The organism is Rhizobium sp. 01L419, assembly GCF_056400025.1.
In genome coordinates, this window is record NZ_JBFTSM010000014.1 from 113,819 (window position 1) to 137,029 (window position 23,211).

Below are 23,211 nucleotides of genomic sequence, written 5' to 3' on the forward strand. Positions count from 1 at the left end.
GGGCAGACGAGGGGGGCACATGACGGAAACACATAATAAGAGCTGGCTGCGAGCCCACGGGCATACCGGCAGCAGGGTCACATTCCTGGAACTCTTCTTCGATCTCGTTTTCGTCTTTTCCATCTCGCAGCTGTCACATGCCCTGTTTGCGCATTACACGCTGCTGGGTGCCGCCGAAGCCGCATTGGTAATGTTTGCCGTCTGGTGGGTGTGGATCTTCACCGCCTGGGCGACGAACTGGCTCGATCCGGAGCGCATGCCGGTACGATCAATGCTGATCGTGCTGATGCTGCTCGGCCTCGTGCTGTCGGCCTCCATTCCCGAAGCCTTCGGCGAAAAGGGTCTGCTGTTTGCCTGCGCCTATGTGCTGATGCAGGTCGGCCGCTCGGCCTTCACCACCTATGCGATGCGGGCTTCCGGCCGTTCGGCGACGATCAATTTCGTGCGCATCACCACCTATTTTGCCGTTGCCGGCATATTCTGGATATCAGGCGGTCTGCTGGAGCATGAGGCACGGCTGGTCTGCTGGGTAATCGCGCTCCTGATCGAATATTCCGGGCCGGCGCTCGGCTTTGCGGTGCCGGGCCTCGGCAAATCCAAAACGGAAGAGTGGGACGTTTCCGGCGCGCATATGGCGGAGCGCTGCGCGCTCTTCATCATCATCTGCCTTGGCGAGGCGATCCTCGTTTCCGGCCGCACTTTCTCCGAAATGGAATTCTCGGCCATGACGGGCGTGGTCTTCCTGATCGGCTTTATCGGGACGGTCGCCATGTGGTGGCTCTATTTCCGCTTCGGCCATGAGCGGGCGGCGCATCGCATCGAGCATGCCGATACGCCGGGGAGCCTTGCACGACTGGCCTTCACCTATGCCCATATCCCGATCCTTGCCGGTATCATCGTGCATGCCGTGGCGGTCGAATGGATGTTCGAGCATCCGCATGAGGCGGGCAATCTCGCCGTCGCCGCCTCCGTTCTCGGCGGCTCCGGACTCTTCCTGATCGGCAATCTCTGGTTCAAGGGCTCCACCAGCGGCCGCCTGCCGCTCTCCCATCTCGCCGGCATCGTGATCCTCATCCTCTGCACATTCTTCGCGCCCTTCATGCAGGTCTATGTGATGGGCATTCTGGCGGCACTGGTGCTGATCATCGTTGCAGCTTGGGAATACAAATCGCTGACGCGCGGGCCGGCGGGGCCGGTGCTCCACTAACCCTCGTCTCTCAAATCCTGCAGCAGCACACCGATGATGCGCTCCATCGAATCGGCGGTTGCCATGCATTGCTCGATCGGCTCGGCCGAGAGCGTGCGCTCGATGAGCCCGGTCTGGATGGCCATGGCCTCCTCGGTCAGCTTGCGGCCCTCTGATGTCAGGTGCAGGCGCAGCACGCGTTTGTCGCGCTCGTCGTCGCGGCGCACGATCAGGCCGCGCTTTTCCATCTGGGGCAGCAGCATGCTCATGTTCGAGCGGCCGACCAGCAGTTTGCGGGCCAGCTCCTGCTGCGAAATGCCTTCGAAGCGGTAGAGATTGACGAGAATATCGAGATGCGGCGGCTTGATATCGAGATCCGATAACGAGCGCGCCAGGGATTGTTGCATGAGCTGGCAGGCGCGAGCCACCGCGATCCAGCTGCGAAAACGCGGATGATCCCAGGGTAGGGATTGATTTTTGTTCATCGTTGTACTTTATTGTTCAGTGTTGAACATTATTGGAATCCCATCATGGCAAACTTTGCGCTTGAGGTCACCCGCCTCGGATTTTCGCTCATGCAATCCGTTTCGCCGCGTCTGGCGGGCGAGGCCGCCTTCCGGCTCTTCTGCCGCACGCCGTCTGCCAGACCCAAGGGCGAGAAGGCGAAGGCGACGCATGCAGCGGGTATTGCCGAGCTCGCAGGCGCCGAGCGCTTCCTGCTGCCCGTCGATGGCAGGCGCGCTCATGCCTATAGGCTGAACGGCGGGGCGCTCGGGCGGCGCAAGCGTTATCTCGTCACGCATGGCTGGGGCTCCGGCATGGCCTATATGGCAGATCTCCTGACGATGCTGGCGGATACCGGCGCGGAGGTAATCGCGCTCGACTTTCCGGGCCACGGCCGCGCCGGCGGGCGCTTCCTGCATATGGGGCTGGCCGTAAAGGCGATTGCGGCGGCGCAAGCCCGCTTCGGCCGCTTCGATGCCGTGATCGGCCATTCCTTCGGCGGTGCGGCACTGATGGTTTCGGCCTCCGGCATGCTTCCTGATGTAAAGGCCGTTTCGGCCGAGCGCATGGTGCTGATCGGTTCGCCGAGCGAAATGCACTGGCTGTTTACCGATTTCGGCCGGATGCTGCGGCTGAGGCCGGCGGCTCAGGCTGCACTCGAGGATGTCGTGCAGCGCGTCACCGGCCGGAGACTGGAGGAGTTCGACGCGGGAAAGACTGCCGCAGGCATCGGCAAGCCGGTACTGGTCATCCACGCCGAGGACGACAAGGAAGTCAGTGCCACCCATGCGCGGCGTTATGCGGCTTCCGGCGGGCATGTGCGCCTGTCCTGGGCCAACGGCTTCGGCCACCGGCGCATCATGTCGGCCGCCCCTGTTCTTGGCGAGGTGGCGGCGTTTCTGGCGGAGGAAAACATCAAGAAACCTGCTGAGATCATTCCGATTTTTGAGCTTCCGGCGCGCCGCGCATCGGTGTAGCGTCCGGCCGGTCGCAGGGCAGGCGGCCGGCACCACGGCGGGACACAGATGAAGATCATCAGCACTATCGAAGAGCTCAACGAAATCTATGGCGCGGGACTGTCGCAGGCCTCCGTCGACAAGGTGACGAAGGTGCTGACGCCGCTCTATCGTGGAATGATCGAGATCTCGCCCTTCGTGGCGCTTGCGACCGTCGGCCCTGATGGCCTCGACTGCTCGCCGCGCGGCGATCTCGGCGGCGTGGTGCGCATCATCGACGATACGACGCTGCATCTTCCCGACTGGCGCGGCAACAACCGTGTCGATTCGCTCTCCAACATCGTGCGCGATCCGCGCCTTTCGCTGATGTTCCTTATTCCGGGCTCCAACACGGTGATGCGCATCAACGGCCGCGGCGTCGTTTCCAACGACGAGGCGCTGCTTGCAAGTTTCGAGATGGACGGCAAGCATCCGCGCACCGTCATGGTCATCGGCATCGTCGAGGTCTATTTCCAGTGCGCCCGTGCGGTGATGCGCGCCGAGCTGTGGAACGCCGAGCATTTCGTCGACCCGGCGAACCTGCCGACGCCCGGCCAGATGCTGAAGGATGCGGTGGGTGATTTCGACCACGAGACCTATGATCGCGAATGGCCGGTGCGGGCTGCAAAGACGATGTGGTGAGGTGAGGGTGCATCACCGGGGTGACATAGACTAAAAGACCCGCCACAAACCCCTCCCCACAAGGGGGAGGGGTTTTGACAAGACATGCCGGACAGCCACTCATCTCCATGTTCTCGGACAGGCCCGACGTGTCGAAGAGATGCAGGAGACTATGTCAGGCCGCTACTCTTCTCGGAAAGAGCACGGCGTCCGATGCTGTTCTGACACCATCGACGACAAGCTCCTCCCCATAGAGTCGAGGCACCTGAATCCCCAGCCTTCCGTGCAGCGCCCCAGCCGAACGCGGCAGGAAGGGCAGGAGGCAGCGTGCGACGATCGCCAGCCCATAGACCTGCTCGGCAAGGCATGCACCGAGACGATTGACTGTCACCTGCCGTTCAGCGGGCGTGAGGTCGCCAAGCAGCGCCTTCGCATCCGCCCATGGTGCGCGTTTGGCAAAGCGTCGGTTCGCCTCACTGACAAAGGCGAAGATATCGGCAAGACCGACATGCAGCTCATAAGCATCGAAAGCCGCGGCCACCTTCTCTGGAAGCCGCGCCGCCGCCTGCGTGAAATCACTCTCCTGCAGCGGCGGAACGACCCCGCCGAAAGCAGACGAGACAAGCGCCAGCACCCGGTTGGCGAGATTGCCGAGCTGGCCGCCTAGCTCTCCTGTCCAGGCGGCTTCCAGACGGTCGGCAGAGAAGTCGCCATCGTCGCCCGAGCGTATATGCCGGAGCAGATAATAGCGCAGTGCATCCGGCGTGCCGTAGGCATCGATAATGCTATCCGGATCGATACCGTTGCCTGCCGATTTGCCGATCTTCCTGCCATCGACCGTTACATAGCCATGCACCGATATCGACGACGGCGGCGGCAGGCCGGCCGAGAGCAGGATGGCCGGCCAGTAGATAGCGTGGAATTTCGAGATGCCCTTGCCGACGATGTGGATGCGCTGGCCGTCACCTGCCCAGTAGCGCTTGAAGAGTGTCTGATCGGAGCCGTAGCCGAGCCCCGTCAGATAGTTCGCGAGCGCGTCGAACCAGACATAGACCACCTCATCTCCATCAGGGACGGGAATACCCCAGCCCCGCGCCCGCTCGGCGCTGCGTGAGATGCTGATATCCTGAAGGCCGCGTCGCAGAAGGGCCAGCACCTCGTTGCACCGGTGCGCCGGAACGATCGTGAGTTCGCCGCTCTCGATGAGCTGCAGGATCCGGTCACCATAGCGGGACAGGCGGAAGAACCAGTTCTCCTCCCTGACAAGTTCGAGGGGGACGCCATGTTCTGGGCATCGGCCGTCAACGAGTTCTGCGGCCTCGTAGAATTGCTCGCAGCCGACGCAATAGAGGCCTTCATAGGCCTTGCGATAGAGGTCGCCATTCTCAGCACAGGCATTCCACAAGGCGTGCACGCAGGCGACATGCCGCGGGTCACGCGAGGTGCGCACGAACTCATCATTGGAGATATCGAGCCGCGTCCCGAGCCGCTCGAAGCGGTCGGCATTCACATTGACGAAATCCGCCACGGGCAGGCCGGCAGCTTCCGCCGAGCGGACGTTCTTCAGGCTGTTGTCATCGGTGCCGCCCTGAAAGCGGACATTTTTGCCGAGCAGGCGGAAGTGGCGGGCATAGGCATCGGCCTGCACGAGTTCGAGCGCAAAGCCCACATGCGGGGCGGCGTTCACATAGGGGATCGAAGTGGTGATATAGGTCTTGTTCATCGGTTGATCCTTTCGAGGGCTGGTTGCCCCGCGAGACGGATCGTCAAATGAAAAGACCGCCTCGAGGGCGGTCGTTGTGCATTCTGGACGCACGAAACCCGCCACGCTATGAGCGCAGCATCATCACTGACGTGTTGATGACGGTTCTGTCCATGTAGGATGTGGTATCATCGGGCGCGAAATCAGACAAGCGCGGCCTCAGGCATTTTCCGTAGGATGAAATTTCAATGCCTCAACCAGCATCGTGAAGGCGGGCGAGGGATGCCGTCTTGACGGGTAGTAGAGGTGATAGCCGGGAAAGGGTGGCGACCATTCATCCAGCACCTGCACGAGACGCCCGCTGTCCAGATATTGCCTGACGACGTCTTCGTGGACAAAGGCCAAGCCATAACCATCGAGTGCCGCCCTGATCATCTGCGGCACGCCATTGAACGCGACCTGCCCGTCGACCCTGACGCGCATCTCATGTCCGCCGCGTTCGAACTCCCAGGGGTAGAATCCGCCATAGGTTGGCAGGCGTATGTTGATGCATCGATACGCCGTCAGCTCCTGCGGCGAGGCGGGCGCCGGTCTTTCCGCCAGATATGAAGGAGCGCCCACGACGATCATTCGCGCCAGCGGCCCGATGCGAACGGCGATCATGTCTTTTTCCACTTGGTCGCCAAGCCGGACGCCGGCGTCGAAGCGCTCAGCAACAATGTCCGTCAAAGCCAGATCTGCGATCAGCTCGACCTTGATATCGGGATAATCGGCCAGGAATTTCGACAGCTTCGGCCACAGAAGCGTGTCGATCGCATGTTCGCCCGCGGTTATCCTGAAACTTCCCGCAGGCTTTTCCCGGTATTCGCTCAGCGCCGACAGTTGTGCGTCGATGCTGCCGAATGCCGGGCTGAGGGTTGCCAGCAGTTGTTCGCCTGCCGTCGTCGGCGCGAGGCTGCGCGTCGTACGGGTCAACAGGCGAACGCCCAACCGTTCCTCCAGCCGGCGAATGATGAGGCTCAGCGACGACTGCGATGTTCCCAGACGCGCAGCCGCCTTGGTAAAACTCCGCTCCTCGGCAACCGCCAGAAACGCCATGAGATCGCCCAGATCCTCGCGCCGCATTTATTGACCTCCGATATAAGTCCAATCTCATATTACCGCCTAATCGAAACAAAAGGCAGGGTCTATGGTGTCGGGCAGTGACACCAGCCTGCCAGTAATGGATGGAGCCTCGATCATGGCATGGTCAAAAGACGAACTGACGCGCATCTCCGTCTCCGATGATCTGCATATTTCGCCTTTCCGTGATGGCGGTGTCACCTATGGCACGCCGACGTGGATCTGGTCGGTCGTGGTCGACGGCGCCCTGTTCGTGCGCGGTTACAATGGCCAGGCTTCGCGCTGGTATCAGGCGGCGCTGAAGCAGAAAGCCGGGTGTATCAGCGCAGCAGGCATGACGGCGGACGTCACGTTTGAGCCGGTTGCTGATCCGGCAATCAACGACAGGATCGATGATGCCTACAGGGTGAAATATGCCGGAAGTCGCTACCTCGATCCGATGATCGGGGCGCGGGCAAGGGCCGCCACGATCCGCGTCGAAGCGGTCCGCACCTTATAGACCCGAATGGACGAAGCATTGCCGAACTCTCATACCTCGCACCACACATCAGGTCTGACGGTAACATGCGCCTCATCCGCAATCGGTCACACTGCACAATCCGTGCATCGAGAACAGGAGAACCAAATGGAAAAGCGCAAACTCGGACAGGGCCTTGAAGTCTCGGCATTGTCGCTCGGCGCCATGGGATATGGAAAAGCCCGTGAACTGCCTGACAGGACCGAAATGATCTCGCTCATGCGCAGCGCAGTCGAGCGCGGGATGGACTTCTTCGACACGGCCGAAGTCTACGGCCCCTTCACCAATGAAGAAATGGTCGGCGAAGCCCTGGAACCGCTGCGTGATGAGGTCAAGATCGCGACGAAGTTCGGCTGGGATGTCGATCCTGTTACCGGCATCCATCATGGCAGCGTCAACAGCAAACCCGATCATATCCGCCGTGCGGTCGAAGGCAGCCTCAAGCGTCTTCGCACGGATCATATCGATCTGCTCTATCAGCATCGGGTCGATCCCGATGTACCGATGGAAGATGTCGCGGGCGTCGTGAAAGATCTGATCGGCGAGGGAAAGGTGCGCTGGTTCGGCCTTTCGGAGGCTGGTGCCGGCTCCATTCGCCGCGCCCATGCCGTGCAACCGGTCGCAGCACTGCAGAGCGAATATTCGCTCTGGACCCGTGAGCCCGAAGCTGAGGTGATCCCGACGCTCGAGGAACTCGGTATCGGCCTGGTGCCGTTCAGCCCGCTGGGCAAGGGTTTTCTGACCGGGAAGATAGACACGGGGACGGAGCTCGATAAATCGGATATGCGCAACAACATTCCGCGCTTCGCACCGGAAGCGCGCGAGGCCAATCTGGGGCTGGTCGACCTCATCCGGCGCATCGGCGAAAAATACCATGCAACGCCGGCGCAAGTGGCGCTTGCCTGGCTGCTCGCACAGAAGCCCTGGATCGTTCCCCTGTTTGGCACCCGCAAGCTGGAGCGCTTCGAGGAGAATATCGGATCGCTGAGCGTTCAGTTGACGCTTGATGATCTCAAGGAAATCGAAACGTCCAATATCAAAATCCAGGGTGCCCGCTATCCCGACGAGCACATGCGTCGCGTCGGGCTTTGACCGGCGGCCATGTCGCTTCGGTTTTAGCTGAAGGCCGGCATGGCTGCTTTCCAGCCATTGTAAGCTATCCTGCGCTGTCTTGAAGCGCATGGAGGATGCGATGGCGATGGAAAGCGTGAGAACCGGCGGCTGCGCGTGCGCCGCAGTCAGGTACGAAGTCGAAGGCGAGCCGTATCAATCTGGGCTCTGCCACTGCACCAAATGCCGGAAGCTGACCGGTTCCATCTTTTCGGCAACGGCGAACTGGCGGCGCTCGAAGTTCAAGATGGACGGCGAGATCAGCACCTACGACAAACGGTCGTTCTGCCCAATCTGCGGATCGCGGCTGTTCTTCATATTCGACGATGGCGTGGAAGTCTTTATCGGCACCCTGGATCAGGCACCGAACGACATCCACCCCATGGTCGAGGTCTGGACCATCCGCCGCGAACCCTGGCTGCCACGGGTTCCGGATGTCCGGCTCTACGATGAAGACGAGCACGCGCCGTCAGATCGGTAGGCACGCGGGTTCTCAATAAAAAGTCGATTTGAACGGAACGATTGCCGAGCCCATGGCGGCGGCGTCGCCTGAAATATCCGACACAATGAGCTTGGGGTGCGGGCGAGGCACGCCGTAGCGCGGGCGGCCGAAAAGTTCGGTGCGTTCGCTCAGCATCTGTGCCAGTCCCGGCGGCACCTGGCCGCCGAAGACGATGGCCTGCGGGTCGTAGATCGCCCAGATGGCGTTGATGAGACGGTTATAGGCGGGTGTGATCTCCTCGACCCATTCCGCCACGCCCGGCCATTTCGGATCGAAATTCCTGCGCAGGTAAGGGATCGACGGCACATCGACATTGTGGCGCTTGAGCTTCTCAAGGAGCAGCTGCAGGGCAGGGCGTCGGACCATCTCCTCGTCGTCGTACATGCCCGAGAATTCGCCGGCATTGCCGTTGCCGCCGGCCAAAAGTTCGCCGTCGTTGATCAGGCCGCCGCCGAAGCCGTAATTGAAGCTCAGATAGGCGAAGTGCTTGATGAAGCGGCCGGCGCCGAACATCGCCTCGGCGACAGCGCCGGCGCTGCCGCCGTTCAGCAGCCAGACGGGCTTTTTGAAGAGATCGCTCAGAAGCGGTCCTAGCTCGATCAGCGACCATTCATGCAGCGGCATCGAGGCATTGTATTTTGTCCCTGATATCAGAGCGCCCGCAATGCCGAAGCCAATGCCGAAGAAGGTCTCGTCATCGAGGCCGTTCAGCTGCTGCATTTCGGCAATGCGTTCTTGCACGCGATCCAGCGCCTGGTTCATGCCCAGCTCCCTCAGCGAGATGTCGCTTTCGCCGAGGACATTGCCTGACAGGTCCACCAGGCAAATGTCGACCACGTCGGAATTGACGGAAATACCGGCCGAATAGGCATGGAGTCCGTTGAGCCTGAGCATGGGGCTCGGCTGGCCGCGGCCGAGGCCGGGCTTGGGAGACCCCAGCGAAACGATACCGCGCTCGACGAGTTGGTCGATGATGCGATGGACCGATTGCTGTGTCAGATCCGTATGGCCGGTGATCTCGGATCGCGACAGGCCGGGGTTGCGCCAGATAAGCTTCAGCAGGCTGCGTTCATTCGCGGAGACGACGATTTCTTCTCCCGGACGCCGGAACCGGGACGCAATCAACGGTTCGGGAAAATAAGCCATGACGCACCTCGAATATACTACAAAAGTGTAACTGCAACATATATGGCAACCGCAGGTGCCTGCATAACGGGCTTTAGGCTCTCAATCAAGTCGAACTACGTCATCGATTTGTTACACACAAAGTGTACTAACCCGGCCGTTCACGATACGGACGCTGGTCCGGCGGGTCTCAAATTCAGGTGAGGGCAAAATGAAGATTTCCATTCTGGTGGCTGCGGCCGCCCTGATGACGGCTGCGTGTACTTCTGCGCAGGCTGCCAATTTCGAATTCTGGTACGGCAATACGGGAAGCGTCGAAAAGGCGATCCTGGCGCAATGCGAAGCCTTCAATGCGTCGCAATCTGCCAATCACGTCACCTGCGTCGGGCAGGGAAGCTATGAAGTGTCCATGCAGAAGGCGATTGCCGCCTATCGCTCGAACAAGCATCCGGTGCTGATCCAGTTCTTCGATGCCGGCACGCTCGACCTGCTTTTGTCGGATGCCGTCGTGCCGGTTCAGGACGTGCTGCCCGATGTCAACTGGAATAGCTACATCAAGGGCGCTCGCTCCTATTACGAAACCTCCGGCGGCAAGCTCTATTCGCAGCCCTATAATGCCTCGACGCTGCTCTTCTACGTCAACAAGACGGAGCTCGAAAAAGCCGGCGTCACCGAGATGCCGAAGACCTGGGAAGACATCATCGAAGCTGCCCGCAAGCTGAAGGCATCAGGCCATGAGTGCCCCTACGTCACCAATGGCGAGCCCTGGTCGATGTTCGAACAGTTTTCAGCCCGTCACGGCCTGCCGATCGCTTCGCAGCATAATGGTTATGACGGCTTGAACGCCGAATATGTCTTCAACACCACCTTCGTCGCCAAGCACCTGCAGAACCTCGTCGACTGGCGCAAGGAAGGTCTCGTGAAGATCGCCAGCGACACCAAGGCCGGCAATTACACGGCCGCCTTCAATTCCGGCGAATGCGCGATGATGGAGAATTCCTCCGGCTCCTACACGGACTCGTCCAAGGCCTTCGACGGAAAGTACGAACTCTCCGTCAGCCTGACGCCGATGTACAAGGGCTATGAGCGCCACAACACCTTCGTCGGCGGCGCCTCCATCTACATCATGAAGGGCCACGAGCAGGCCGAGATCGACGGCGCCAAGGCCTTCCTCGATTTCCTGCGCAAGCCCGAACAGCAGATGTTCATGACCGCCTCCACTGGCTACGTGCCCGTCACCAATGACGTGCTCGATGCGATCGCCAAGAGCGGTGACGCCGGTTCGCGCAAATATGCGACAGCAGCCGTCGGCATCGAATCGATGAACGAGCCCGGCACGCCCGATACGCGCGGCATCCGCCTCGGTTTTTACGTGCAGTTCCGCTCGGTGCTGCTGGAAGAAACCCAGAAGGCATTTGCAGGCACGCAGACCATGCAGGTGTCGCTCGATAACGCCAAGAAGCGTGGCGACGAACTGCTGCGCCGCTTCGAGCAGACCTACAAGACGGCAAAGCTGCCCTGATCCATCTCCGGTGCGGCGCTTCCCCGTCGTCGCGCCGGCTTTTCTCGAAATGGACATGCATGATGTCGTCGGAATCTTCGCTTTTCAGCCATCGCTGGCTGCCGCTTTTATTGGCCGCACCCTTGCTGCTGCTGATCCTCGTCTTCTTCTATGCGCCGATCGTCCAGGCCTTCTACTGGTCCTTCTTTCTGGAAAGGCCGTTCGGCGGCGGGTCGGAATTCGTCGGTTGGGATAATTTCCGCCGCGTGCTTGCCGATCCGGAATTCTGGAATGCCGGCTGGCGCACCGTCGTCTTCATGGTAGTCGCCTCGTCGCTCGCGGTCGCTCTGCCGCTGATCCTGGCGGTGGCAGCGGACCGGAAGATTCGCCTGTCGATGACGGCCCGCAACGTGCTGGTCTGGCCGAAGGGGGTGGCGGGTGCCTCGATCGGCGTCGTCTTCGCCTTCGTCTTCAACCCCTTCGTCGGCATTCTGGCGCCGATCAACCATTTCTTCCCGGGCGCATGGGCACCGGGGCTCGATGGCACTGACGCTTTCATCACACTCATCGTCGCGCATGTCTGGAGCGGCATTCCCTTCAATTTCGTCATCCTTCTCGCCGGGCTGCAGTCCATTCCGCGCACGATGTATCAGGCGGCCGCCATGGATGGCGCAGGCCCCTGGCGGCGCATCTTCGATGTCCAGCTGCCGCTGATCATGCCGCAGCTCTTCCTGACGCTGGTGCTGGAATTTACCGAAAGCGTCACTTCCGCCTTCGCGCTGATCGACACGATCACCAAGGGCGGACCGGGCGGGGCCACCAATCTGCTGGTCTACAAGATCTTTACCGATGGTTTCAGCGGTTATGACCTGTCGGGCGCCTCCACCCAGACGGCCATCCTGATGGTCTTCGTCGTCCTCCTCACCGCCGCGCAGTTCCTGCTTCTCGGCCGCAGCATCAATTACGAACGGTAAGGGCCAGCCATGATCGAAAATGCTCGCTCGCTGAATTTCGCCGCCAGCGCCATTCTGCTCGTCGGTATCGTCTTCATTCTCGGGCCGCTCTACTTGACGCTCGCCAATGCCTCGCAACCTTACGAGTTTCTGTTGCGCAACGGACTTGCCTGGTATCCCGGCGATCATTTCATCGCCAATGTGACGCGCGTCTTCACCGAGACGCGCATCCCGATCCAAATGCTGAACAGCATGCTGGTGGCGCTTTATGATGCCTTCTTCACCTGCGCGCTGTCCTTCCTCACGGCCTATGCGCTCGTCTGTTTCCGCATCCGTTGGGCCGGCATCGCCTTTGCGGCGATCCTCGCGACGATCATGCTGCCGATCGAGATCCGCGTCATCACCACCTATCAGGTGGCGGCCAATGTCTTTTCGCCGCTGAATGCACTGCTGGATCTGACCGGCGCCAATGCGCTGATCGAAGGCCTGTTCGGCGCGCCTGTTCATCTGGAACTCAGCGTTCTCGACACGCATTTCGGCCTTGTGGCGCCACTGGTCGCGCATGGAACCGGCACCTTCCTGTTCCGGCAGTTCTTCCGCACGCTGCCGGCTGATCTCTTCAAGGCCGCTCGCATGGACGGGGCAGGGCCGATCCGCTTCCTCTTCCATATCCTGCTGCCGATCTCGCTCAGCAGCTTTGCCGCGCTCTTCGTGCTGACCTTCCTCAGCGGCTGGACGCAATATCTCTGGCCGCTGGTTGCGGCCTCCAAGCCAGAGATGACAACCGCCGTCGTCGGTCTGGCGCGGCTCGCACCCGACATGGAGGGCGAAATTCCAGACTTTCCGATGATCATGGCCGGTGTCGTGGTCGTCTCGATCATTCCCCTTGCGATGATTGCGCTCCTGCAGCGCTACCTCGTGCAAGGCCTCGTTCTTTCGGAGAAATGACGTGAACGCCATCGATACCGCCATCCGCACCGCGGCCACCAACATCACGCTCACAGGCGTCACCAAGGCGTATGACGCGAAATCGACCGTCATCCCGCCGCTCGATGTCGAGCTGCGTGCCGGCGAATTCACCGTCGTGCTCGGCCCGTCCGGCTGCGGGAAATCCACGCTGCTGCAAATGATTGCCGGGCTGGAGGCCGTCAGCGGCGGCAAGATCCTGTTCGGCAATCGCGAGGTGCAGGGTCTGGAGCCGAAGCAGCGCGGCTGCGCCATGGTCTTTCAGAATTATGCGCTCTATCCGCATATGACCGTGTTCCAGAACATGGCCTATAGTTTGCGCGTCGCCGGCCTTCCGAAGGCCGAACGCCAGCAGCGGGTCGGCGCTGTCGCAGAAATGCTCGGTCTATCAGCCTATCTCGACCGCAAGCCGGGGCAGCTTTCGGGCGGCCAGCGCCAGCGCGTGGCGATCGGCCGGGCGATCGTGCGTGAACCCGGCGTGCTGCTCTTCGACGAGCCGCTCTCCAATCTCGATGCGCAGCTGCGCCACGACATGCGCGTCGAACTCGCCGATCTGCACCGGCGCATTGGGGCCACGACCGTCTTCGTGACCCATGACCAGGTGGAGGCGATGACGCTTGCCGACCGGATCCTGATCCTCAACAGGGGCAGCGTCGAGCAGTTCGATACACCGAAGGCGATCTATCATCGCCCGGCCTCGGTCTTCGTCGCAAAGTTCATCGGCGCGCCGCCCATGAACATTCTGCCTGTCACCGGCGACGGCTCCGTGTTGCGTCTGGCTGACGGGCAGGTGGTTGCCGAACACCACAAGGCCGGCGAATTTCAGCTCGGCATCCGCCCCGAGGATATCGCCGTCGAAACGGGTGGGCCGATCAAAGGCCGGCTCAAGCATTTCGAGGATCTTGGCTCGCATACAGTGCTATCAGCCGATCTCGCCGGCGCGCCCGTTCGTATCGCCACACCTTTCGGCGCGGATATCGATTCCGCAACCGAGCTTTCCTTCTCCTTCCCGCGATCCCGGCTGCACCTGTTTGATGGCGAGACAGGCCGTGCCATTCCGGATGCATTCGCCACGCATTGAAAGACCTCTCCATGAACTACACAAACTACGTGCGCGACCCCAGCAGGGATTGCGCAGTCGCGGCGCATCGCGGCATTTGGCGCAACGCGCCGGAAAACAGCCTCCCTGCCATCGAAGCGGCGATCCGTGCCGGTTGCGATATCGTCGAGATCGACGTGCGCCGCAGCGCCGATGGCGGCCTCTTCCTGCTGCATGACAAGACGCTGCATCGCATGGCGGGTATCGACGAGATGCCGGAGACACTGACATCCGCGCAACTGGCCGGCCTGACGCTGAAGAACCGCGATGGCGGCGAAGGCAATGAGATGACGGGCGAAAGACTGCCGAGCCTGCGGGATCTCTTCGATCTCACCCGCGATCGCATCTTCCTGCATCTCGACGTGAAGGACCGGACCGTCATTCCCGAGGTCATCGCCTGCGCCCGCGATATGGGCGTCGCGGCCCAGGTGGATTTCTGGGGCAGTCTTCGATCGGCCGAGGATCTTGCCTGGGTGCGCGAGGCGATCATTCCACACGGCGTGCTGTTCATGGCCAAGTCACGGATCGGCGCTACGCATGCTGAGGCCGAGCTGGATCTGCTGTTCCAGCTCGCGCCTGATGTCTGCGAAGTCTGCTTCGACCGCATCGAGGATATCGCCGGTCTCCAAGCTCGCGCCCGTCAGACGGGCATGGCGCTCTGGGCGAACACGCTCGATTCCGTGGCCTTTGCCGGCTTCACCGATACCGCCGCCATGCAGGATCCCGATGCCATCTGGGGCCGGCTTATCGGGGCCGGCATCTCGCTTATCCAGACCGACGAACCGGTCGCACTGAAATCATATATCGCCAGCCGCCGCGGCTGACACATAAGGAAAGACCATGAGCTACAAAGACTTCATCGCCGACCCGAACCGTTCCTGCGCCATCGTCGCCCATCGCGGCGCCTGGCATGGCGCGCCGGAAAACAGCCTGGCCTCCATCGAGAAGGCCATCGCTGTCGGCGCCGATATCGTCGAAATCGACGTGCGCAAGAGCGCCGATGGCGAGCTTTTCCTGATGCACGACGACACGCTGTTGCGCATGGCCGGAATCGACCGCGACGCCGAAACCTTCACCATGTCGGAACTACAGGCGATCGCACTGCGCGAAGACGATGGCGGCGAAAGCCGCGCCATCTCCGACCAGCGCATTCCGACATTGAAGCAGGTTTTCGAGGCCATTCGCGGCCGCATCTTCGCCGATCTCGACCTGAAGGATCGCGGCCTGTTTTCGGAAGTCGCAGCCTGCGCCCGCGAGATGGGCGTGGCGTCCTCCGTCGACCTCAAGACCGTCGTGATGAACCGTGCTGACATCGACTGGGTGCGTGCCCAGAATATCGAAGGCGTGCCGTTCATGGCGATGGCGCAGTTTTCGGCTGGCAATGTCAGCGAGAGGCTGGCACTGCTTTCGGAGCTCAAGCCCTTCATGTGCGAGCTGCGCTTCGATGATCTCAGGACCATCGCCGACAACCAGCAGCTCTTCAGGGATGCCAGTATGGCGATCTGGTTCAACACGCTGGATATGGCGGCGAGCGGCGAATGGACCGATCCGAGGGCCCTCATCGAGCCCGACGCCATCTGGGGTCGCCTGATGGATGCCGGTATCAGCACGATCCAGACCGACGAGCCGGCCGCCCTGCGACGCTATATCGAAGCGCGGCAAGTATCGCGAAAGCCGGCTGAGACCCTCGTCGCCGGTTGATCCTCTCCTGATGCGCCGGCCACCCGCCGCAAGGCGAGGTGGCCCGCATGGTCCGCTGGGTTATTTCACAGGCACGACAAGCGGCGAGCCCTTTGTGGCGATGTAGGTCGCCAGTTCCGAGGCCTTGCCGTCGCCGACATTTCTGGCCGAATGGGCAACGCCCGTGGGGATGAACAGCGACTGGCCGGCCTTCAGCGTCACCGGCTTTTGGCCATCCAGCTGATATTCCAGCGCGCCTTCGATGACATAGGCGATTTCTTCGCCTGGATGGTTGTGTTTGGGCGCAGAGGCGCCTGGGGCGAAATCGACCCGGACCTGGATGGCCTCATGGCCGGGCACGTCGATATCGTTCTGCACGAGGTCGGTGCGCTGGATCGGCTGCTCGGCATTTGCCCTGGTCAGTTGCATCGTGCCGGCGATGACGAGAGCGCCCGCTGCCATGATCATGATTGTCCTCATCTGTCTGTCCTTCCGTCCCTAGCTTGAGCCCCTGATCGGGCGACGGGGTTATTTGAACAGACGGATGAATGTGAAATGTTTCAGCAGAGGGGGCTTTTTGTATCGCCGTGTATCCGTCAGACGCTCCCCGTCAAGGATTTGCCTCAAGCGCCCCGAGATGCTGATCGAGCGTCATCCTGCCCCAATGACGACGCTCGGGCATTTCGAAGCCGGTGTCGATGGTGACTTCGGTCATCTTCGCGTAACAACGGGCGGCCGCCCATGAGAAGCCGAGCCCGAGATAGTATTCCTCGAATTTTTCACGAGGGATCGTCTCGACCGTGACCGGGAGCCCGAGACGCGATGAGAGGGTCTTGGCGACGTCGGCGAAGGAATAGCGCTCCGGACCTTCCACATAGTCTATGCCGACATCATCGACTGGGCTTTCCAGGCGAGCGGCGGCAGCCTGTCCGAGATCCCTTGGCGAAACCATCGGTATCTTCATGTCTGCGGGGAAGGGCGTGGGCAGGCGCCCGGTCTCTTTCGCCGGCTGCAGCAGCATGTCGAGGTTGGTGAAGTAATAGGCGCCGCGGTTGATGGCGGCCGGAATGCCGCTTGCCTTCACGAGGCGCTCGAATTCATAGAGCACCGAGAGGTCGCCGATCCCGTCGCCATCCAGCGCCCCGTAGGTCGATGCCACGACGAGCTTCTCGAGCCCGGAATCCTGGAGTGCTGCGGCAATGCTTCTGACGGTCTTCAGTTCCTCGGCGTTGGTATCGCGTCCGGTATCGGCCGGTGGATTCAGCAGGAAGGCTCGACGCCCTTTTTGCAGGATGGAACGAAGCAGCCCGGTATCCGCCACATCAGCAACGAAGGGTTCAACGCCGTCTTGTTCGATGGCCGCAGCCTTCTGCGCGCTGTGAACGACGGCGATGACTTTCTCGCCAGACCGTCGCAATGTGTCGATGACGGCAGAGCCTATGTTTCCGGACGCACCAAGGATGACATACATGGTGAAACCTCGCAGGTAGCAGATGCATAACTGCGCTGACCGTTTGAGGTTCCGTCACCGATATCGCGGAGCGCAGGCGACAGCACGGGCAAGGGCAGGTGTGTCCGGGGATGCCCTTGCGGAAGTCCGTTCGGCCCCGGACCGAAGGCGGCTGCGCGGGTCTGAATATCCTGATAGGAATAGCCGACGGGTGAGGCTTGGTCTCGGACCGGAATGTGGAATCAACTGACGTGGTGCTGCCAACGCTGCAGGTGACGTTTTGCCTTTTGCCGTTTTCATGGAATTGGATCCGTACGGGGCCGCAGAGCTTCAGCCGATTATCGAGCACGTGGAGCGTATTTCGCCCAATGCCGCGACACCGCGCAGCTTGAACGTTGAGCCGCATATAACGCTCGCCGTTTATGACGGGCTCGACCCTGAGCCTCTCGCAAGGGCGCTCGACCACTTCAGCGCGGACATACGCGCTCCCAGCGTCAAGCTTTCGAGTATCGGTCTTTTTCCCGGACCAGCATCGGTTCTATTCGCCGCGCCTGTCGTCTCTGCGGAGCTGCTTGCCCTTCATCGAGATTTTCACGAGGCAGCCGCCTCGGCAGGGGCGGCGTGCTGGCCCTATTATCTTCCGGGAAACTGGGTGCCACATGTCACGCTCGGTGAGCAACTGAGCCCCGAGGAGGCCGGGGCGGCAATCAGCGGCGCGATTGGTCTCTGGCAACCGGTGGCCGCAGGCTTGCACCGGATCTCACTCGTTCGCTTCCATCCGATCGATCTGTTGTGGCATCGGCAATTGCCGGGCTGAGCCTGTTTGGTCGCTTATGCGCGCCAGAAGGGCCGGTGGCTTTCCTCGTAAGCGGCATCCCGTGTCATGCCGAAATCCCTCAGCGTTTCGTCGGGCAGGGTATCCAGCTCACGGGCGAAGAGGCGTCGCTCGCTCCAGCGTTCCAGCCACAGGCGGAGCGTATCTGTCATGTGCATGATGAAATTTCCTTTCTCTGTTGGCAAAACTCACCTAACATTAACGAGGTCTTAAGCGGCAATTTCCATTCGTTTTGCTTGGATGTCATGATTTTATGGCAGTATTCGAAGCTGGAAAAGCGCGTTATCTTGACCGTATCCGTTAGAAAATCTCACATATAGGAAATCCATGGCCCGCAATCTGCCGCCGCTGTCTTATCTCCGGGCCTTCGAGGCCACGGCACGTCTCGGCTCGGTGACACGGGCAGCCGACGAACTGGGGCGCACGCATGGGGCGGTTTCCAAGCAGCTGCAGCTTCTGCAGGAGCAGCTTGGGATTCCTGTCTTCGAGAAATCGGGAACGGGGCTTCGGCTGAATGAGGACGGCGCGGCGTTTTTTGCCACCGTGTCGCGCGCCTTCGATCTTCTGGAGGAGCGCTATCACGAGCTGAAGGCGAGCCGGAACGAGGCGAGTGTGCACATCGCCTGCAGCGCCACCTTCGCCATGATCTGGCTCGTACCGCGCCTGGCGGAATTCTACAGCCTCTATCCGAACTGCCGCGTGCAGCTTTCGATGTCGTCAAGCACGCGTGACGGCGGCACGAACCGGGCAAGGGACGGCGTGGATTTCACGCTGAGCTGGGATCGCCTGTCGCGTCCGCAGGTGAAGGGCGAATTCGTGCCGCTCGCCTCCGTCTCCTTCGGCCTGGTGTCCGCACCGGATTATCCCGTTCGCGCCGAAGGCGAGGAATTAAGCTTCCCGACCCGCATTTCCCCCGACCATATGAGCGAACAATGGACGAGCTGGCAGGCGGCGACCGGGCACCGGATCTCGGCGCAGTCAGAGCTCTATTTTCCGCATATGCATCTCTGCGTCAGCGCGGCCGTGACCGGGCTTGGCGTCGCGCTGGTCGAGCGGCGCTTTGCGCTCACCGAGCTGAAGAGCGGCAAGCTTGTGGAGCGATCGGAATTCCTGACATACGAAGACGGTTTCGTGGCGATCATGAAGCCTGGCCGGGCGCTCTCGCCGGCTGCCGGCCATTTTCTCGACTGGCTGCGCGACGCCTTCGTGCGGGAATAGCCCGGCGGAAGCTCGCTTCAGCGACGAAACAGGTCCCACGCAAGCCAGATGCAAAGAGAGGCTGCAAGCAACCAGATGATCACAATCGCCACAAGGCCGGAACGGCTGACCGGGCGCTGCGCGCGTTGCGTGGCCATGTTCCTGAACTCCGACATCAGAGGCGCAGGAATGAGGCGGATGGCTATGAGGATGCCGAGCGGGACGATGATGAGATCATCGAGATAGCCGAGTACCGGCACGAAATCGGGTATGAGATCGATTGGCGAAAGCGCATAGGCAGCAACGGCGCCGGCGACGATCTTGGCCACCATAGGCGTGCGGCCGTCCCGCGCGGCAATCCAGAGTGCGACGACATCGCGTTTCACGCTCCGCGCCCATTGCTTCGCGGCCGTCAGCCATTTGTCCATTATTGCGACACCTATCTGTTTGAGCATTCGGGCTGGATCATTGCAGGCGTGGTCTAACATTTGATCCATTGAGTGGAAGTAGAGCCGAGCCCGAATGTTTTCCGTTTGTTCTTTTTCGCCGTTCAGTTACATTGCACTCGTGCGCGACGCCGATTTTCGCGAAAAGGGAGTTTGCATGAAGGCGGTTTTGTTTGGGATTTTCTTGCTGACCGCCGGGAATGCGTCTGCTTCCTGCGAGCTGGTTTCGGCTCCATGTTCCACCGACAGTTCGGGCAATACCTATATCAGAGAGCAGAATCTCGGCGGCGGCTACAATACCTATCGAAATGGGGATCTCTACTCGCAGACGCATCAGCAGCTCAACGGCAGCTATCGAGAGACCTATTCGAGCGGCGGCTACCGGACTTATTACAGCGACCCCAATCGCAGCGAGCCCTATCACGATAACAGGAAGAGCAGGGACGGACACTGAGGCGGGGCTCTTGGGACTGAGACTCAAAGAGCGGAAAGAGCGTCCAGGATCATCCCCAATCCGTTTGGCGACAACAGGCTGAGAACGGCACCGACAACGATGCCTGCGAACCCGAGCGCCAGCGCGCCGACAAGTCCGTGATGCTCCCAGCCATATTGGGCTGCCATCTGCGTTACGACCGCCACGACCAGAAGCGTCCAGACGATCCTGACGGCGAAGAGCAGGCGGCGGAGCACTGGCTTGTCTTGCGTCATGGCAGAGCGGAAATTCCGTGGAGCGCCTCGTTTCTTCGTATGTAGGTTGCAATTTCGAGTTTCACCAGAGGCTGCCTGCCGTCTTCTGCGGAACTGGCTATCGGGCGACGACGGCCGTGCGGGACAAAATCGCGCAGCCTCTTGCCCCTTGGCGCCCGGGTCAGTCTTCCACCAACTCAATCTCGGGACGGCCGGCAAGGGTGAGCCGCAGGCGGCCGCGGTCGGCGCGCTCGAGCATGATCGGGCCTGCCTTTTCCTCCAGTCGCCGGCGCAGCAAGATCAGCCGGGTCTCAAGATTGTCCTTGAAATCCGGCAGTTGCAGGCGGCGGTCGCGGCGTATCTCGCGGTTCAGAAAGTCCTGCTTGCCGGTGCGCGCATAGTCTTCGAGGAAATGCAGGAGCAGCCGCCCCGGCACGCCACGGATGAGATAATCGTCGTCGACGAACAGCGAGCCGTCGCGCGGATAGAAGCGCACGGCGATGCGTCGGCCGGCGGGCACGCTGCCGGAGTGGCCGGCCGGCGCGTCGGTCTTTTCGCGCCCGTTCGTCTCCGCCCGCTCGCGTTCCTCGGAAAGAAAGGAGAGCGCGGTGGCCAGATGCGCGGCGATCACGGTCAGCGCCTCCTCGTCGCGATGACGGAAGGTGAACCGCTCCGTCGATTCCGAGAACAGCACGCCGACGAGCCTTGCCCGCGCGACGAGCGGCAGCGCGATCTGGCTGAGCGGCTTGTCGAGGGCAGGGAGCGGGATCGGCGTCGCATCTTCGACGCCCACCATGGTCCGCACCGCCTGGATGTAGCGCTGACCGCGACTGAGGTCGGTGATCCGCACAGTGCGCCGCCGCTCGGCCGCAACCCCGATAATGCCGTGCCCAGGCGGAACCTCGGCGCCGAAGCCGAACTGCTCGTAGCCGCGGCTGGCGATCGTCGTCAGCCCGCCGCGTTCGCCGTCCGGGACCAGCACCATGGAATGGCGGTAGCCGAAGAACTCGCCGAGGCCCTCAAGCGTCACGTCGAGCAGCGTTTCCGGATCGCTGCAGTCCGACATCCGCGCCGTCAGCCTCGCCACCCTGCCCATCAGGTCGGGCAGCACGAGCGGCTCCGGCTCGACCAGCGGATTGGCGGCCGGCACGGCCCGACAGTCCTCCACCCGGTAGATGTCGACGGCGCGCAGCTTCATGATTCCGCTCATCCGGCTTTCCAGGATCGCCAGATGGATCGCCACCCCCTCGAAGGTCTCGCTCTCCGTCTCGGAGCGCTCGAACACCAGGTCGAGCACGTGCTGCTGGCCGCTATAGCCGTCGACCACCATCACGGTCGCGAGCCCGTTGCGCGCCACGTTGGTGGCGGTCTTGGAGAAGAACTGGTTGGAGAGAGCGACATGCGTCTCGTCTACGTAATGCACATGCGAGAGATAGGAGACATTCGGCATTCCGTCCGCATCGGTGGTAGCGATGACGGAGGGAATGACGCCCTCGAAACTGTCCCGCAGCCTTTCGAGCGGGATCATGCGGTGGCTTCCGGCGTCAGCCTGCGTCCGGCGCCCGGCCCCGGCGTCTGCTCGAAGATCGCCTGCGGCTCGATCGTCAGGCAGACGAGTTCCTGGTCCGACAGCGTGCTGGAGAGCTGCATCCGGGTGACCCCGAGCGCCATCATCCGCGCAAGCTGTTCTGCGACATAGGCCTCACCCCGTGCCCGGTGGGCCTCATCCGCCGGCCCTTGCTCCACGACCCGGCCCTTGATCTGGCAGGCCTTGTAGTCCGTGGCCCGCACATAGGTCGTGGCAATCGGCCGGCCGGCCAGCGCTTCGCCCACGGCCTTCGGCCACTGGCTGCGGGAGGCGAGAAAGTGCAGATGCCCGCTCTGCCGGTCGAAGCGCACGCCGGAGCCGCGGCCGATCATCGGCCGGCCGGTCTCGTCGCGCGTCGCGAACAGGATCATGACGGGACTTTCTATGAATTCCACGAGTTCCCGCCCGAGCAATGCTTTTCCCCCCGATGTCAGGCAATGATAATTAGTTAGGATATTCTTAGCAATCGTTCCAATTGCTTAGGATGGTTTTAGGAAGCGCCTCGCAAAGGCCTCGGCTATCTCCCGGTCATCAGCCCGGCGCACATAAGGAGGCGCCGGCCAACGAGAGGAAAACCATCATGAGCCACGAATTCTCGCTTACCAGCATCCCCGATCTCAACGGCCGTTACGACATTTACGGCGCGATACACAAGGGCCTGCGCAAGGCCGGCTGCGACCTGCTCGCACGCCTCGGCACGGCCGATTTTCAGAATGTCGACGAAACGGTCTTTTTGATCGGCGACCTGCGCCACTACCTGATGCTTGCCGCCTCCCACGTCACTCACGAGGACGACAATATCCACGTGGCGCTCGCCGAAAAGGGCGTCTCGACCGTCACGCTCGACGAGCAGCACGACGACCACCGCACCGCCTTCCGCGAGCTGGAAGAACTTGTTGTCGCCTGGGAAAAGGCCTGGCCGCTGCACAAGGCCGCCTGCGGCCGCAAGCTTTATCTCGCCTTTGCCGCCTATATCGCCGACGACTTCGCGCATATGCACGAGGAGGAGGCAGTGACCGGCCCGCTCCTGTGGCGCCACTTCAACGACCAGGAAATATTCGGCATCGAGATGCGCATCATCGGCTCCCTGCCGCCGGAAAAGAGCATGGCCTTCATGCGCATCATGATCCCGGCGATCAATCCGGCGGAGCGTGCGGCACTCCTAGGTGCCATGAAGAAGGATGCGCCGCCGGAAATCTTCCAGGCCGTCATCGATTTCGCCGTCCGTCCGGGGCTTTCGGCCGGCGACTTCGCCAAGCTTGCCGACGCGCTGAAGCTGGCGGCCTGAGAAGATTGCTGCGGGCGGAGGATCGAGGCTCCGCCCGTGGCATCGCCGAGAATTTCCGGAGAAGAACCATGTGCAAACCGAACGGCGAGGCAGGCATCCCGGCCGAGTGTCCGCGCCGCGGCGATTGTCGCGGCTGT

27 protein-coding genes are annotated in these 23,211 nt (G+C 61.5%); 16 read left to right on the top strand and 11 right to left on the bottom strand.

The genetic code is table 11. The features are described 5' to 3' along the window. The first annotated feature begins 19 nt into the window (after nucleotides 1–19). Nucleotides 20–1,207 (top strand): low temperature requirement protein A, encoded by a 1,188-nt coding sequence (locus AC1DUP_RS25235; RefSeq protein ID WP_477835274.1) that lies wholly within the window; start codon nucleotides 20–22, stop codon nucleotides 1,205–1,207. Here AC1DUP_RS25235 and AC1DUP_RS25240 read toward each other — a convergent pair. Continuing rightward, entirely contained in the window at nucleotides 1,204–1,671 is a 468-nt protein-coding gene (locus AC1DUP_RS25240) for a MarR family transcriptional regulator (protein WP_113308385.1), read from the bottom strand. The two genes, AC1DUP_RS25235 and AC1DUP_RS25240, sit on opposite strands and share 4 nt — an antisense overlap. 45 nt (nucleotides 1,672–1,716) lie before the next feature. Between AC1DUP_RS25240 and AC1DUP_RS25245 the strand changes: the two genes are divergently transcribed. Both AC1DUP_RS25245 and AC1DUP_RS25250 read left to right on the top strand, forming a co-directional pair. After that, nucleotides 1,717–2,667 carry an alpha/beta hydrolase gene (locus AC1DUP_RS25245; protein WP_477835277.1) on the top strand — a complete coding sequence of 317 codons (951 nt, stop codon included), beginning with the start codon at nucleotides 1,717–1,719 and terminating at the stop codon, nucleotides 2,665–2,667. 48 nt (nucleotides 2,668–2,715) lie between these two features. Then, complete coding sequence (locus tag AC1DUP_RS25250; RefSeq protein ID WP_477835279.1) at nucleotides 2,716–3,327, top strand: pyridoxamine 5'-phosphate oxidase family protein; 612 nt, start codon at nucleotides 2,716–2,718, stop codon at nucleotides 3,325–3,327. 154 nt (nucleotides 3,328–3,481) lie between these two features. Here AC1DUP_RS25250 and metG read toward each other — a convergent pair whose 3' ends face one another. Next, a complete protein-coding gene (gene metG / locus AC1DUP_RS25255; RefSeq protein WP_477835281.1) occupies nucleotides 3,482–5,029 on the bottom strand; it encodes a methionine--tRNA ligase in 1,548 nt (515 codons plus the stop codon). A gap of 198 nt (nucleotides 5,030–5,227) precedes the next feature. Next, nucleotides 5,228–6,133 (bottom strand): LysR family transcriptional regulator, encoded by a 906-nt coding sequence (locus tag AC1DUP_RS25260; protein ID WP_477835283.1) that lies wholly within the window; start codon nucleotides 6,131–6,133, stop codon nucleotides 5,228–5,230. Between the two features lie 115 nt (nucleotides 6,134–6,248). On the opposite strand from AC1DUP_RS25260, the gene AC1DUP_RS25265 reads away from it, so the two are divergent. The 3 genes from AC1DUP_RS25265 to AC1DUP_RS25275 all read left to right on the top strand — a co-directional run bounded on the left by AC1DUP_RS25265 (nucleotide 6,249) and on the right by AC1DUP_RS25275 (nucleotide 8,238). After that, nucleotides 6,249–6,629, top strand: a complete 381-nt coding sequence (locus tag AC1DUP_RS25265) for a DUF2255 family protein (protein ID WP_477835285.1) — start codon at nucleotides 6,249–6,251, stop codon at nucleotides 6,627–6,629. Between the two features lie 126 nt (nucleotides 6,630–6,755). After that, nucleotides 6,756–7,739, top strand: a complete 984-nt coding sequence (locus AC1DUP_RS25270; RefSeq protein WP_477835287.1) for an aldo/keto reductase — start codon at nucleotides 6,756–6,758, stop codon at nucleotides 7,737–7,739. Nucleotides 7,740–7,839: 100 nt separating this feature from the next. Next, on the top strand, nucleotides 7,840–8,238 hold the full coding sequence (locus tag AC1DUP_RS25275; RefSeq protein ID WP_477835289.1) for a GFA family protein: 399 nt from the start codon (nucleotides 7,840–7,842) through the stop codon (nucleotides 8,236–8,238). 12 nt (nucleotides 8,239–8,250) lie between these two features. Here the strand turns inward: AC1DUP_RS25275 and AC1DUP_RS25280 are convergent, their stop codons facing one another. Further along, the gene (locus AC1DUP_RS25280) at nucleotides 8,251–9,405 is read right to left on the bottom strand and encodes an ROK family transcriptional regulator (RefSeq protein WP_477835291.1); all 1,155 of its coding nucleotides are present in this window, start codon (nucleotides 9,403–9,405) and stop codon (nucleotides 8,251–8,253) included. Nucleotides 9,406–9,595: 190 nt separating this feature from the next. On the opposite strand from AC1DUP_RS25280, the gene AC1DUP_RS25285 reads away from it, so the two are divergent. The 6 genes from AC1DUP_RS25285 (at nucleotide 9,596) to AC1DUP_RS25310 (ending at nucleotide 15,604) form a co-directional block, all read left to right on the top strand. Further along, nucleotides 9,596–10,906, top strand: a complete 1,311-nt coding sequence (locus tag AC1DUP_RS25285) for an extracellular solute-binding protein (RefSeq protein ID WP_477835293.1) — start codon at nucleotides 9,596–9,598, stop codon at nucleotides 10,904–10,906. Nucleotides 10,907–10,968: 62 nt separating this feature from the next. Next, complete coding sequence (locus AC1DUP_RS25290; RefSeq protein ID WP_113301445.1) at nucleotides 10,969–11,859, top strand: carbohydrate ABC transporter permease; 891 nt, start codon at nucleotides 10,969–10,971, stop codon at nucleotides 11,857–11,859. Nucleotides 11,860–11,868: 9 nt separating this feature from the next. Beyond that, complete coding sequence (locus AC1DUP_RS25295; RefSeq protein WP_113507668.1) at nucleotides 11,869–12,786, top strand: ABC transporter permease subunit; 918 nt, start codon at nucleotides 11,869–11,871, stop codon at nucleotides 12,784–12,786. Nucleotide 12,787: 1 nt separating this feature from the next. Beyond that, nucleotides 12,788–13,885, top strand: coding sequence for a sn-glycerol-3-phosphate ABC transporter ATP-binding protein UgpC (locus AC1DUP_RS25300; protein WP_115034927.1), 1,098 nt, complete (start codon nucleotides 12,788–12,790; stop codon nucleotides 13,883–13,885). Between the two features lie 11 nt (nucleotides 13,886–13,896). Further along, the gene (locus tag AC1DUP_RS25305; protein ID WP_115034928.1) at nucleotides 13,897–14,727 is read left to right on the top strand and encodes a glycerophosphodiester phosphodiesterase family protein; all 831 of its coding nucleotides are present in this window, start codon (nucleotides 13,897–13,899) and stop codon (nucleotides 14,725–14,727) included. Nucleotides 14,728–14,743: 16 nt separating this feature from the next. After that, the gene (locus tag AC1DUP_RS25310; RefSeq protein ID WP_115034929.1) at nucleotides 14,744–15,604 is read left to right on the top strand and encodes a glycerophosphodiester phosphodiesterase family protein; all 861 of its coding nucleotides are present in this window, start codon (nucleotides 14,744–14,746) and stop codon (nucleotides 15,602–15,604) included. Between the two features lie 60 nt (nucleotides 15,605–15,664). Here AC1DUP_RS25310 and AC1DUP_RS25315 read toward each other — a convergent pair whose 3' ends face one another. Further along, complete coding sequence (locus tag AC1DUP_RS25315) at nucleotides 15,665–16,063, bottom strand: cupin domain-containing protein (RefSeq protein ID WP_113301450.1); 399 nt, start codon at nucleotides 16,061–16,063, stop codon at nucleotides 15,665–15,667. A gap of 130 nt (nucleotides 16,064–16,193) precedes the next feature. Continuing rightward, complete coding sequence (locus AC1DUP_RS25320; RefSeq protein ID WP_113301451.1) at nucleotides 16,194–17,054, bottom strand: NmrA family NAD(P)-binding protein; 861 nt, start codon at nucleotides 17,052–17,054, stop codon at nucleotides 16,194–16,196. A 277-nt stretch (nucleotides 17,055–17,331) separates the two neighbouring features. On the opposite strand from AC1DUP_RS25320, the gene AC1DUP_RS25325 reads away from it, so the two are divergent. Next, a complete protein-coding gene (locus AC1DUP_RS25325; protein ID WP_477835298.1) occupies nucleotides 17,332–17,850 on the top strand; it encodes a 2'-5' RNA ligase family protein in 519 nt (172 codons plus the stop codon). Nucleotides 17,851–17,864: 14 nt separating this feature from the next. On the opposite strand, the gene AC1DUP_RS25330 is transcribed toward AC1DUP_RS25325, so the two are convergent. Then, the gene (locus tag AC1DUP_RS25330) at nucleotides 17,865–18,026 is read right to left on the bottom strand and encodes a YjiS-like domain-containing protein (RefSeq protein WP_113507662.1); all 162 of its coding nucleotides are present in this window, start codon (nucleotides 18,024–18,026) and stop codon (nucleotides 17,865–17,867) included. 169 nt (nucleotides 18,027–18,195) lie between these two features. Between AC1DUP_RS25330 and AC1DUP_RS25335 the strand changes: the two genes are divergently transcribed. After that, nucleotides 18,196–19,086, top strand: coding sequence for a LysR substrate-binding domain-containing protein (locus tag AC1DUP_RS25335; RefSeq protein ID WP_113507661.1), 891 nt, complete (start codon nucleotides 18,196–18,198; stop codon nucleotides 19,084–19,086). Nucleotides 19,087–19,103: 17 nt separating this feature from the next. On the opposite strand, the gene AC1DUP_RS25340 is transcribed toward AC1DUP_RS25335, so the two are convergent. Continuing rightward, entirely contained in the window at nucleotides 19,104–19,520 is a 417-nt protein-coding gene (locus tag AC1DUP_RS25340; RefSeq protein ID WP_477835300.1) for a YkvA family protein, read from the bottom strand. A 148-nt stretch (nucleotides 19,521–19,668) separates the two neighbouring features. Between AC1DUP_RS25340 and AC1DUP_RS25345 the strand changes: the two genes are divergently transcribed. Then, nucleotides 19,669–19,965 carry a hypothetical protein gene (locus AC1DUP_RS25345; RefSeq protein WP_115034932.1) on the top strand — a complete coding sequence of 99 codons (297 nt, stop codon included), beginning with the start codon at nucleotides 19,669–19,671 and terminating at the stop codon, nucleotides 19,963–19,965. Nucleotides 19,966–19,988: 23 nt separating this feature from the next. On the opposite strand, the gene AC1DUP_RS25350 is transcribed toward AC1DUP_RS25345, so the two are convergent. From AC1DUP_RS25350 to AC1DUP_RS25360, 3 genes are all read right to left on the bottom strand, one after another. Next, on the bottom strand, nucleotides 19,989–20,219 hold the full coding sequence (locus AC1DUP_RS25350; protein WP_477835302.1) for a hypothetical protein: 231 nt from the start codon (nucleotides 20,217–20,219) through the stop codon (nucleotides 19,989–19,991). 160 nt (nucleotides 20,220–20,379) lie between these two features. Next, nucleotides 20,380–21,726: a GAF domain-containing protein gene (locus AC1DUP_RS25355; protein WP_477835304.1), complete on the bottom strand. Its 1,347-nt coding sequence runs from the start codon at nucleotides 21,724–21,726 to the stop codon at nucleotides 20,380–20,382. Beyond that, the gene (locus AC1DUP_RS25360) at nucleotides 21,723–22,181 is read right to left on the bottom strand and encodes a hypothetical protein (protein WP_477835306.1); all 459 of its coding nucleotides are present in this window, start codon (nucleotides 22,179–22,181) and stop codon (nucleotides 21,723–21,725) included. The genes AC1DUP_RS25355 and AC1DUP_RS25360 overlap by 4 nt, the downstream gene beginning before the upstream one ends. Nucleotides 22,182–22,366: 185 nt before the next feature. Here AC1DUP_RS25360 and AC1DUP_RS25365 point away from each other — a divergent pair, with 185 nt between their 5' ends. Further along, nucleotides 22,367–23,074, top strand: a complete 708-nt coding sequence (locus AC1DUP_RS25365; RefSeq protein WP_477835308.1) for a hemerythrin domain-containing protein — start codon at nucleotides 22,367–22,369, stop codon at nucleotides 23,072–23,074. The last annotated feature ends 137 nt before the right edge of the window (nucleotides 23,075–23,211 follow it).